The organism is Streptomyces sp. CoH27 (assembly GCF_020181035.1).
GTDB classification, from domain to species: Bacteria; Actinomycetota; Actinomycetes; order Streptomycetales; family Streptomycetaceae; genus Streptomyces; species Streptomyces camelliae.
Map to the genome: position 1 here is coordinate 108,486 of NZ_JAIQYY010000026.1, position 12,021 is coordinate 120,506.

7 protein-coding genes and 1 pseudogene are annotated in these 12,021 nt (G+C 69.8%); 2 read left to right on the forward strand and 6 right to left on the reverse strand.

Features of this window, described 5'->3' with window-relative positions:
* Positions 1-248: 248 nt before the first annotated feature.
* Positions 249-992, forward strand: coding sequence for a polysaccharide deacetylase family protein (locus LE548_RS35650; RefSeq protein WP_225101166.1), 744 nt, complete (start codon positions 249-251; stop codon positions 990-992).
* 210 nt (positions 993-1,202) lie between these two features.
* On the opposite strand, the gene LE548_RS35655 is transcribed toward LE548_RS35650, so the two are convergent.
* The 4 genes from LE548_RS35655 to LE548_RS35670 form a co-directional block, all read right to left on the reverse strand.
* Complete coding sequence (locus tag LE548_RS35655) at positions 1,203-1,688, reverse strand: TetR/AcrR family transcriptional regulator (RefSeq protein WP_308030980.1); 486 nt, start codon at positions 1,686-1,688, stop codon at positions 1,203-1,205.
* A 330-nt stretch (positions 1,689-2,018) separates the two neighbouring features.
* On the reverse strand, positions 2,019-3,470 hold the full coding sequence (locus LE548_RS35660) for an amidase (RefSeq protein ID WP_225101167.1): 1,452 nt from the start codon (positions 3,468-3,470) through the stop codon (positions 2,019-2,021).
* Positions 3,471-3,829: 359 nt separating this feature from the next.
* Entirely contained in the window at positions 3,830-4,495 is a 666-nt protein-coding gene (locus tag LE548_RS35665) for a nitroreductase family protein (protein ID WP_225101168.1), read from the reverse strand.
* A gap of 240 nt (positions 4,496-4,735) precedes the next feature.
* Entirely contained in the window at positions 4,736-6,517 is a 1,782-nt protein-coding gene (locus tag LE548_RS35670; protein WP_225101169.1) for a serine/threonine-protein kinase, read from the reverse strand.
* An 888-nt stretch (positions 6,518-7,405) separates the two neighbouring features.
* Between LE548_RS35670 and LE548_RS35675 the strand changes: the two genes are divergently transcribed.
* Positions 7,406-8,590, forward strand: a complete 1,185-nt coding sequence (locus tag LE548_RS35675; RefSeq protein WP_225101170.1) for a type III polyketide synthase — start codon at positions 7,406-7,408, stop codon at positions 8,588-8,590.
* A gap of 174 nt (positions 8,591-8,764) precedes the next feature.
* On the opposite strand, the gene LE548_RS35680 is transcribed toward LE548_RS35675, so the two are convergent.
* Together LE548_RS35680 and LE548_RS35685 are read right to left on the reverse strand one after the other, a co-directional pair.
* Positions 8,765-10,927 (reverse strand): SpoIIE family protein phosphatase, encoded by a 2,163-nt coding sequence (locus tag LE548_RS35680; RefSeq protein ID WP_225101171.1) that lies wholly within the window; start codon positions 10,925-10,927, stop codon positions 8,765-8,767.
* 896 nt (positions 10,928-11,823) lie between these two features.
* Positions 11,824-12,021, reverse strand: a pseudogene (locus LE548_RS35685) (hypothetical protein); the annotation flags it as partial.

Sequence of the window (12,021 nt, forward strand, 5' to 3'; positions counted from 1 at the left end):
AGAGCAGCCGGGCTGCGTTCGTATCACCGTGGGACCGCCTGACAGGAGCAGCCCGAGCCCGTGGCCGGCATTCCGTCTCTGGCTGCCGAAGAGTAGCGGTACTGAAACACACAGTCACCATGTATCGAGTTGTGACAAAAGCCCCAAATATCAGCGAATGCTTTGCTTCGGTGAGACATTCGGTCATCGTCGTGGGGACCCGTCGTCGCCATCCCTGAATGGCCAGCAATGCCAGGAGTAAGTACGGCATGCCGAATCCAGACTCCGTCCGCCTGTTGCGCCGTGTGGTTGTCGGCTGCACGATTGCCGTCTCATTCGCCTTGGCCGGCATCAGCACGAGCGCAAGCGCCGCATCTGACAACAGCGCGCACGCCACCCATGGCAAGGCCCCGAGTGCCTCGATCGCCTACAGCACGGCGGCGGGCGGCCGGACCGTGGCACTCACCTTCGACGACGGCCCGGGGACGGCCACCGGCCAAATCCTGGACTTGCTCGCGCAGTACCACGCCAAGGCGACCTTCTGCCAGGTCGGCACACAGGCGGCCGCGAACCCCGCCCTGGTCAAGCGCATCATCGCCGACGGCCACCTGCTGTGTGACCACACCGTGGACCACCCCCAACCGATGCGCACCCTCCCACACGACCGGCAGGTCCACGAGATCACCGCGGCCAAGGACATGATCAGCAAGGCTGGCGGGCCAGGCACCCGGATCAGGTGGTTTCGTGCCCCCGGCGGTGACTTCAGCCCCGATAACCGCCAGATAGCTGTGCAAGCCGGTCTACGCCCGCTGGGCTGGACCGTCGACACCCGTGACTGGTCGCGCCCCGGTGTCGCCTCGATCCTTGCCACCGCGAAACAGGAACTGCGTCCCGGCGGCATCATCCTCATGCACGATGGCGGCGGCGACCGCAGCCAGACCGTAGCAGCCCTGCGCCAACTGCTTCCCTGGCTGACCGGGCAGGGCTACACGTTCAGCCTTCCCACAAGCTGACGCGGCTTCACTTTCCGTCGGCGAACTTGCCCAGCACGCACCGCCGGTGGGCCGTTGGGGATCGTCGTACAGCCCATCGGCCCCGACCGCGCTCGGGTACGGTTCCGGGGCGTCCGTGTGCAGCTGCGCGGCGACGTCGGGAAGGCCGGCCGCGAACGCCTCGGCCCGGGGCCGAGCGGTCGGCCCTGAACGCCCGCAGGCGCTCCGCACTCAGTGGTGAGGGTCCGTTTTTCTCAGGGTGACGGTCGGAGGCCGGAGAGGGTGACGTCGACGAGACGGTCGACGGCTTCCTCGGAGGGCAGCCGTGCGGCGGCGGACAGGGCGCGCAGGCAATAGCCGGCCGGTTCGCCGGGGGAGACGTCGTCGCGGACAGGGCCCGCCGTGGCCCGCTTCGGTGATGACGTCGCGCACCGGGCCGTGCAATGGCCGCTGGACCTGGACGACGTGCTGGTCCCGGTGGCCGAGGGCGGCGATCTCGCCGTCATCGCGTCGCTCGTGGGCGATGTGCGCGTACTCGCACAGGACCGCTTCGCGCTGTTCCGCCGGCCCATCGGCGTGCTCCCGGGCCTGGGCGAGCCGGGCCCGGTGCGCGGCGATGTGGTGTTCGTGCCAGGCGATCAGGATCGACTGGACGTCCGGGAAGTACGTGTACAGCGTCGCGCGCCCGATCCCGGGTTCTTTCGCGATGTGTGACATCGTCACTGTCGCCAGGCCGTGCTCGGCCGCGAGCGCGACGGCGGTCTCCAGGATCGCGTCCACAACGGCGACGGTCTGAGCGCCGTGACTGCGCCGGGTGGGCAGTGCTTCCGGCTCTCCTTCCGGGACGAACCGCCCAACCGCTCCGGGCGAGTGCACCGCGTGACGACGGCCAGTGGACCTTGGACGCTACCGCGGGCACGCAGACGCAGACGCAGACGCCGAGGAGGCCCTGTGGCGCCTTCAGGACAGGATCGCCGCACGGATCGAGGAGATCAACAAAGGTTGCCTGGAGGCACTTCGTCCTCGACGGACACCGGGTAGTACGCCCTACTTCGGTGCCTGGAAGCCGCCGATCTTCTGCTCAAGCAGTTCGGCCAGCCGCAGCGAGGTGCGATCCTCGAACATCGGACCGATGAGCTGCACTCCCACCGGCAGTCCCTCGGGGGACCGGCCCGCTGGTACGGCGGTGGCGGGTAGGCCGGGCATGGTGGCCACACCGGCCCAGACGAGCTGGTCGAGGTACGGGTACGCGACGCCGTCGATGTCGATCCGGCGTTCCCTCGGATCGGGGTTGTGGTCGTGCGGGAACGCGGGAGTGGGGGTGATGGGGCACACCACGGCGTCGAACTCGGCGAAGAGCTGCCGCCAGCCGTGGCGGTGGAGCTCGCGACGGCTGTTCGCCTCGATCCAGTCGCGGTGGCTCAACACCATGCCGCGCAGCCGCGTCGCATCGAGACTCCGGTCGTCTGCGCTCAGTCCGGCAGCGAGGGTCCGCAGCTGCTCGTACGCTTCGACAGGAAAACGCGCAGCGGAGCTCGAAAACAGCAACTGCGTGTAGAGCACCGCGGCTTCGGTCAGATCGGGCAGCAGCGGACTGTGCCGTTGGACGCGGGCGCCGCCGTCGACAAGCGCGTCGGCCACCCGGTTCACGCCCGCCCGCACAGCGGACCCGGTCGGAATGAGCGGATGCGTGTCGAGGACCAAGACCCGGAAGTCGCAGAGCCGCTCGTGGCGCGCGGGCGGCAGCGTCAAGTCGTGGGCCACACCGAGCGTGAGGGGGTCCGGTCCGGCCATGACGTCGAGCAGGAGCGTGAGGTCGCGGGCAGTGCGCGCCATCGGACCGACGACGGCGAGGTCAAGGTCGACCGGCAGTGCCGGCGCGGGCGGCGGGACCATACCGCGGTTCGCCGCCAGTCCGAGTGTCGGCTTGTGCGCGTAGACACCGCAGAAGTGCGCGGGGGTGCGCAACGAACCGCCGATGTCGGAACCGATGGACAGCGCGCCGAATCCGGACGCCAGGGCCGCCGCTGATCCGCCGGAGGATCCACCCGGCGTGCGACCGTGATCCCACGGGTTGTTGGTGGTGCCGTAGATCTCGTTGAAGCTCTGGATGTCTTGCAGTCCCGGGGGCACATTGGTCTTACCGAGCACCACCGCGCCTGCGGCCTTGAGTCGCGACACCTGCACCGCGTCCTCGGCCGGCATGTAGTTCCGGTGCTGCGGAATGCCCCAGGTCGTGGGCAACCCGGCGATGTTGTAGGACTCCTTGACCGTCACCGGAATGCCGAGCAGCGGCCGGTCCTCACCGCGGGCGCGCGCCTGGTCGGCATCGCGCGCGGCGACCTGTGCACGGTCGAAGTCCGGCACACAGATCGCGTTGATCGCCTTGTCGTCCCGCTCGATACGGGCGATCGCCTCTTCGGCCAGTTCCGCCGAGGTCACTTCACCGGCACGCAAGGCGGCCGCGAGTTCTTCGGCTGTCTGAAAGCTCCACTCCATGAATCAGACCGTACTTGCCCCTGGAACAGGTCATGAAATGCCGCTTCGCACAAGGAGTTCGGGAGACCTTTATCGGACACCCGCGCGTACTTCGTGAGGCTTCGAACCGACGTATGTCCGGTCAGCTTGATCAGCACCGGCATGGACGCGCCCTGCTCCGCAGCCCGGACCACACCCGATGGGGTGGCTCAACTACACCTCCGCTCACGGTTGTTCGCGGTGCTGGAGGGTGGCTCACTCGGGTTGTCCCGGCGGCGATCTCACGGAGCCCAGAACGCGGCGCGGTCGACGCAACCTCGCCGGCTCGGTCCGCTGAGCTGTGGAGACGGTCTGTCCTGTGGATCTTGGCGACCTTGCGGTCACACTCCGATGAAGCTCACTGTTTCCGCCATGTCCGCCCGCCCGGTACGCAGCCGTGGCACGCCTTCCTTCTCGAATCCCACCGAGACGCCGCAGAACAGTACGAGCCCGTCGTCGGCTCCGACTGTCTGGCTGACGGTATTGCGGTACATGGTCCACATCACCTGGGGGCAGCTGTGCAGCCCTTCCGCCCTCAGCAACAGCATGACCGTCTGCAAGTACATCCCCGCATCCCCCCACTGCCCGGGCCCCATTGTCCGGTCGAGGTAGCAGAACAGGACGACCGGCGCCCCGAAGGCCCCCGTGTTCAAGGCGGCGATCCGCTTGGGCCTGTCGGGGTCGTCGCGCTCGATTCCCAACGCCTGGTATCGCTGGGCGGCCGCGGCGGAAAAACGGTCCAGGTACGGCGACGTCAATTCGGCCGGGTACATCGGATACTCCCGCTCATCACCCGGGTCTCCCGCCAGTGCCCGGGCCGTCGCGCGCCTCTTCAGTTCGGCCAAGGGCTCGCCGGTCACCACGTATACGTGCCACGGCTGGAGGTTCCCGCTCGACGGAGCCCGCGTCGCCGCAGCCAGCACTCGTTCGAGTATCTCTCTGGATACCGGCTCATCGCTGAACGCTCGCACAGCACGGCGACTGTCCACGGCCTCGTACACATCCACGTTTTTGCGTCCTCTCACTCCGCCGGGCCCCTCTACCGTATGCAGCGTCGGTGCCGAGCATCACCACGCCCTGGACAGCGCCCTGACGGTCAGCCCAGTCGTTGGCAGGACCGCAGGAGACAGAGGCGATCTGACGGGTACTCAGTGGGAACGGCTCCGGCCGCTCCTGCGGTGAGCAATGGGCGTGCGCGCCCTCTCCTGGTCCTCTTCGCCGGCTGTACGGAGGGGGCTGTGCGAGGTCTATACGCGACAGCTGTCGATGTGGGTGACGTCGCGGAAGTCGGCGATGACGGGGCTGGCCATGGATTCGCGGTAGACGACGACGGCGCGGCCGTAGGGCCAGGTGATGTCGTTGTGGAAGTCTTGCTGGGCTTCGGAACAGCTGCCGAACATGAGGCCGCGGACGACATCGGTCCAGTTGGTGTCGTCGTGGTAGTCCTGCCCTTCGGGGTACGTCCCTGGGCCGAAGGTGACGAACATGGTCTGGGCCTCGGGGTTGAAGGTCACGGTCACGGTGTCGCCCATGTACTGCTGTCCCCGAAGCACGGAGGTTGTGTCGTCGGTCAGCTGCTGGGCGGCCGTCTTCTCAGCCGGCGTGGCCGGCACTCGCGCGTTCACCCATTCGTCGATGGTGGGCTGCGCGTCGTCGCTGCGGGTGTACGCGGGGGAGGGAACAGCTGCCTGTTGCGGGCTCTGCGGGGCGGCCGGCTCTTCGGAGCGAGACGGAGTAGGGCCGTTTGATTGCGGGGTGGACCCCTGAACCGCAGCGGCAGCGGTGGCGGCTGTGGTCGTCCGGTTGGTCGGCGAGGGGCTCTTGCCTTGGGCGGCGCCGGACGACTGGGAGGCGGCCAGGGCACCGCCGACGCTGCCGAGGACGGCGGCCGCGGCGGCGACGGCCAGATAGAGCCGGATGCGGCTGCCGCGATGTGACGGGACAGGCCAAGTCGGCTCGTCTTCGGCCGCCAGGTCCCAGTGCAGGCTGACCAGATCGGATATCAGCGTAGGCTGCTGACCGCTGGGCAAGACGACGGCAGTTGTCTGGGCGGCGAGCAACTCGGTGCACTCACGTGCGAGCTCGGTGGCAGTCGGACGATCGGACGGCTCTTTGGCCAGGGCCTGCTCGACCAGACGTCGCAGGTCGGTCGGCACGCCCTCCAACTCCGGCTCACTCGACATGACGCGGAATGCCACAGCGTCTGCAGCGCCAGTGCCGAAAGGAAGACGGCCGGTTGCGGCGTAGGCGACGAGAGCTCCCCAAGCGAACACGTCTCCTTCCGGGCCGACAGCGCCGGTGCGGTAGTGCTCGGGGCTGATCCAGCCGGGTGTGCCGGTCGTCACGCCGGTGCGCGTGACGGAAGTACCGTCCAGCGCGTGGGCGATACCGAAGTCCAGTACGTGCGGCCCCGAAGGGGCGAGGATGACGTTCTGCGGCTTCACGTCCCGATGGACGATGCCCGCGGCGTGGACCGTGGAAAGTGCGGCCGCGGTACCGGCGGCGAGCGCGTACAGAGGGGCTCCGGCCAGGGGACCGCTGACCGTCACATGCCGGTCGAGGGTGGGGCCGGGAACGAAGGGCGTGGCAAGCCAGGGAACCTCAGCTTCGGTGTCGGCATCGCGGATCGGCACCAGGCACGGCCCCGTGACCCGCTGGGAGAGTTGTACTTCCCTCCGGAAGCGAGCACGGAACTCACCGTCTGCAGCCTGCGCTGGATGGACGACTTTGACGGCCATGCGCTCTCCCGCAGCATCGAGCGCGGCATACACCGTGCCCATACCGCCGGATCCAAGCCGTCCTACGATGCGGTAGTGACCTACGCGGCGCGGGTCGGCATGCTGCACCGGCTGAACACGGCTGGACACGAATCTCCCCCTGGTGAGCAACAGCGCAGTGGCCGAAGCGGTGGCCCATCGTATCGGCTGTCGATCGCACTCTGAGCCCCCAGGCTGTTCGCCGAATTGAACACGCAGCCAATGCTGTGCGAGCCACCAGGCCGAGCGAGCAGCGGCGCCCGCGACGTACACGACCCCACTCGAACAAGCGGCGCAGATGCGCGGGGGAGGGCTGGCAAGCTGGTGCACTCGGGGACGGCCAGGTCAATCCGTTGCTGCCGTACGGCCGTGGCCGGCGCCGCAGACGACGACACCGCACCACCATCCCCGACCCGTACGCGACCACCCGCCTCTACCTGCTCCTGTGCGACTTCCGGTCCGACCCGAGCGCGGTGACGCCCGCTGGCGCGGCGACTTCATCTACGTTCCTACCGACGGTGGCAGGCTCTGCCTGGCCACCGTCAACGACATCGCCTCCCGGCGGGGCCCGGCTGGGCGCCCCCGGCCACCCGCGCACCGAGCCGGTCATCGAGGCGCTGCGGTCCGCCTGCCGCCGACGCCGCCCCCCGGGCCGGTGATCTTCCATTCCGCCCTCGGCTGCTGATACACCGACCGTGAATTCGCCACCCTGGAAGCCGAGTTGGAAATCAGGCTGTCGGTCGGTCGCCGCACAGGCCAGTGCTGGGACAGCGCGCCGGCCGCGTCATTCTTCGCCACTCTGAGGAGCCGAGCGCCGCATCCGGTCGGCGGCGCCCACTCCCCACACCTGTTTGTGCCGCCACGGGCGCCTCCCGGCTCAGGCGGCAATGACCAGGAATCCCTCTGACTGACGGGGAGTCAGGCAGGGCCTGCGGAGCCGCTTTGAGGACTTCCTGTTTTGGCCGTGTGTGCAGTGTCACGCACTCAAAGAGCTGCCCAAGTTGTCTACATCACAGCGGAAATGTCCATTTGGCGTTCATGCTCGAAACGGATGCCGACTCCCGAAGTGGAGCCCATCGGCAACCTCTTGGGTGCGAAGTACAAAGTGACCCATGACACAGCACTCATGACATTTCTCCTCCCCCGGGAAGGTGCCCCGCTATGGCCGCTTACCTCTGTCCTCCTGCCGTGATACACGGCGAGCACGCCGTGGAGACCAGCCAGATCGTGGCGGAGGTGCGCGACCGGCACCCGCACGCGGCGTGGGCGCCGCGGATCGACGGCATCGCGGCCAGTACGGGCATCGAGACCCGCGGGTGGATGCTGCCGTTGGAGACCGTCGTCGCGCCGGGCAACGGCAGCGGCCTGCGGACTGTCGGCACCGAGGCTGCCCAAGAGGCGCTGGCGCGCGACGGGTTCACCCAGCAGGACGTGGACCGCGTGATCGCCGCACTTGAGTCGATACCCGCGCCGCAGACCGTCCAGGAGCGCACCGCGCCGGCCTGGGAGGCCGTGCAGGCCTACGGGGAGCGTGCGGCGCGTGGGGCCCTGCAGATCGCCGGGCTGGATGCCGCAGACATCGACTGCCTGATCACCAGTCACTCCACCACCCCGGCGCTGCCGGGTCTGGACATCGCCCTGGCCAACAAGCTTCAGCTCCGTAACGACGTGATGCTGCTGCCGGCCACGCAGTGGGCCTGTATAGCGGGAACCCGCTCCCTGGCGCTGGCGGCGGATCTCGTGGCCGCGGACCCCGACCGGGTGGTCCTGGTCGTGATCGCGGAGGCGCTGAGCACGACCTACCAGCCCGCGGACGACACTCTTGAGTCCCTGATCGTCCGGTTGCTGTTCGCGGACACCGCGGTCGCGGCGGTGGTCACAGGCCGGCCGAGGCGCGAGTCGGTGCTGCGGCTGGACTCCGCCTGGCACCACACCCTGCCCGGCACCCAAGACCTGCACCGCCTGGAAACGCGGGCGGACGGCACCCACTTCGTGATGGACCGGCGCGGGCCGCGCGCCGTACAGGAGACCGTCACCGCGATGTGGGAGTGGCTGCGCGTCCGCTACCAGGACGACCCCGACTCCTGGCACCCCGACGTGCTGCTGGCGCACCCCGGCGGGACCCGGGTGCTGGAGTACATGGAACAGACGATGCCCGACGCGTGGCCGTCGGGGCTGCTCGACTACAGCCGGGACAGCTACACCAGCGGCAACCGCGGAGGCGCCGCCGTGTTCGACATCATGCGACGGGCGCACGACGCAGGGCAGAAGCCGGGCAGCCGCGCCGTCCTGTACGCGGCGGCACCGGGCCTCACCGCCACCGCCCTGGAGGGGGAGTGGCTGTAGCGCGAGCCCGCGCCACCCGTACCCGCGGACGGGCCGTCCGTATCACCGGTCACGCCACCGGTACGGCTGAGGCCACCGTCCGTTCCGTCGGTGTCGCCGGGTGACGATGCGTACGCCGTCCGTACCCTCGCCGCGCTTCCGTGCGGCCGGCCGCGCCCCCGCCGCGCGGCCGCGTCACCTGGCGACTTCCGCCCAGACCACCTTGCCGGTGTCCGTCCACCGCACCCCCCACCGCGTGGTGAGCCTGTGCACAACGTGCAAGCCACGACCGCCGTCGTCGAGGAGGCCGCCCGGGCTCAGACGTGGCCTGCCGTTGCCCGTGTCGCCCACCTCGCACAACAGGCCCCGACCGGACCTGATCAGCCGTACCGTGATGGGACCGGTGGCGAAGCGCACCGCGTTCGTGACCAGCTCGCTGACCAGCAGCAGCACGTTGTCCCGGGTGCCTTCCCTGGTGCGCCACTGCCGCAGCAGCGCGGAGACCTGCGCGCGGGCACGGGCGGGGGCGTCGTCGCGGGCGGGCAGCCGCCAGGTCGCGGTGTCCCCCTTGCGGTAGCCGATCATCCGCGCGAGCAGCAGGGTCACATCGTCGCGCTGGCGCACGGGTGCCAGCGCGGAGGCGACGTGCCGTGCGGCCTGCTGCAGGGCGTCCCAGGGGTGCACCCTGGACAGGGTGTCCGCCAGCCTGCCGATTCCCTCGTCGATCGACACGGCCGGATCCTCCACCAGGCCGTCGGTGTAGAGAGCGAGCAGGGAGCCCGGGGGTGCGCCGAACGTGTGCACGTCGAAGGGCTCCCGCAGCGCGAACTCGGCGCCCAGGCCGGGGTGAGGGCGGATCGCGAGCGGGCCCGCGTGCCCGTCCGGCGAGACCAGGACCGGAGGGAGGTGGCCGGCGCTGGACAGCGCCACATGGTGGCTGACGGGGTCGTAGAGGGCGATGCAGCAGGTCGACCCGAGAGCGCTGTAGCCGGCCGCCAGCCCGGAATCAGCGTCGTCCAGCAGCGTCACGGTTTCGTCCAGGTGCTCCAGGACCTCGTCGGGCGCGAGCCCCGCAGACAGCAGCGCGCGGGCTTCCATGCTCAGCTGGCCCATGGTCGCCGCGGCTCCCAGGCCGTGCCCGACGACGTCACCGACCACCAGCGCGGTGCGGCCGTCCGGCAGCGGAAAACTGTTCACCCAGTCGCCGCCGACGCCCGCGCTGTCGGGCGTGGCGGGCTGGTAGACGCTGGCGATCTCGATCGTGTCACCGCCGGTCCGGGGCAGCAGCCGCCGCTGCAACGCCAGCACCTGCGTGTGCTCGCGCTGGTGCTGACGGGCCAGGTCGACGTGGTGGGCGGTCCTGGCCACCAGTTCCTGCAGGTCGAACAGCTCGCTGTCGCGGAAGGGACGGTCCGCCCGCCGCCAGACCTCCGCCACGCCCAGCACGACAGGCGGCGTGCCGTCCAGGACCAGCGGTATGCACGCCACACCCGCCGACCGGTCACCGGGCACCAGGGCGCGTATCACTCGCGGACTGCCGAGCACCCGCTCGACCGCCTCCCGGTCGGGTATGACGATGGCCTGCGGTGCGTCGTCCCGCCGTACCGCCTGCGCCAGCAGGCGACTCGCGTCGCTGGGAAGATCGTCGCCCGGAGTCACGTACCCCTCGGGCCATGCCCGGTCCGGCACCAGGGCCGCCCGCCGTAGCCGGATGCGCCCCTGTCCCTGCCCGGTGACTCCCTCGCCCGTCCACACGGCGAAGTCGAGGTCGACGGCGGCCACGTCTCCCCAAGCCAGCAGGGACTGCGCCAGCGACTGCGCGGTCTCGCCGATGTCCAGCGAGGTGCCGATCGCGGTCTCGGAGGCGTACAGGTGCAGCCTCGTGGCCATGGCGATCACGGAGACGGTGAGGCCCTCCTGAGGCACCGCGGCGGGCAGGATGCTCATCGAGACCACCAGCTCCGACCCGTCGCCGCGCCGCAGGCGCTGGATCCGCGCGACGTGCGCCTCACCGGTCTCCAGGACCTGCCGCAACCGCCGTGTGACTGTCGGTACGTCCCCGGGGGGCAGGAGATCGACGAAATGACTCCCGGCCGCGGCGTCCAGACCCGCGAATACGGGGGCGTCCAGATTGCAGCGGGTGATTCTCAGATCGCTGTCCAGGTTGACCGCGCCCAGAATCTGATCCTGACGGCCGGCCGCCGCGTTGTCGAGTACGCGTTGACGGGCGGTGCGGTCGCCCTGCGCGTTGGCAGGACCGGCGGCCGCTGCCGCCCCGTCGCGGGGGATGTAACGCCCCAGGGCGCTGCTGACCAGGTCGAACGCCGAAGAGGACGAGTGAGAGGGTGTGGAGTCCATGCGGCTCTCTCAGCAATCCCCGGCGCAGTGCCGGGGCCGTACTCGGACCCGTGCGACGGGCCCCCGAGATCCCTGATCGCACACCTCATTGAATAACACCGGGGGTCGCTTCGCCCACACCAGCGCATCGTGCGGTGAACGCGGAACAGTGAGAAATGCCGTGGTCGGCGGGGCGGTGCTCACCTTGCCGGGGCCGTGGCCCGCCAGGATGCGACGACGGCCGCAGGACCACCGGGCGCCGGCGCCGTCGGCTCCGGCAGCCTCGGGCCTGGATCTCCAGGAACAGGTGCGTGCCACTGACCTGGCTTTGTGCCCCGGGCCAGTGGACTTCACCCGCCTGCGAACGCTACGACACCAAAGGGTGCTCCCACGGCCGCAAGACCTCTCACCATCCGGAGGCCGGCGAGTTCCTCCCGGGCGAGCTTGTCCGTGCTCTTCGTCCCGCCGCGCAGCGAGGCCCCCTCTCGGTCAGCGCCGCCGCTGTTGCGAACAGGTGCTGCTCTGTGCCGATGTCGACCTGCAAGTCACCTGTTCCGACAGGTGCTGCACCACGACCCCGTGCAACCGGCCGATTGGTTGCACGTGCCCTGGGTCCCGGGCCGGCCTCCTGGCGAGCGGGTTCCGCCCTTTCTCACCCGTTCGGGGGTGGGGAATCGCCGGGAGGGAAACGGATGACGAGGGCGCGGGGAGATGTGCCCGCGGGAGGCGTTCGGGGCGGATATCCCCAGGTGGATCGGCCGATGGGAGGAAGGACGCCGGCCCGGGCGCCAGGGGTGTGACCTCTGGTGTCCGGGCCGGTGGTGTGCGCATGGCGCGTGGGTTGTCAGACAATGGGAGGGGTACCCCCGGCCCGATTCCGGCGGGCCGGGGCCCCGTATCGTGCTGTGGGCTTCGGGTCAGTCCCAGCCGCCCTCGCCGCCCCAGCCGCCCTCGCCGCCCCGGCCGCCCTCGCCACGCTCGCCGCCCTCGCCACGCTCGCCGCGTTCGTCGCAGACCACGCGGAAGCTGGCCACGACGCCGTCCTTCACCTTGATGCCCTTGGTGTGGAGGTCGTCGACGCCGAAGCTGGAGCTGTGGGGGCCGACGGTGGCGAT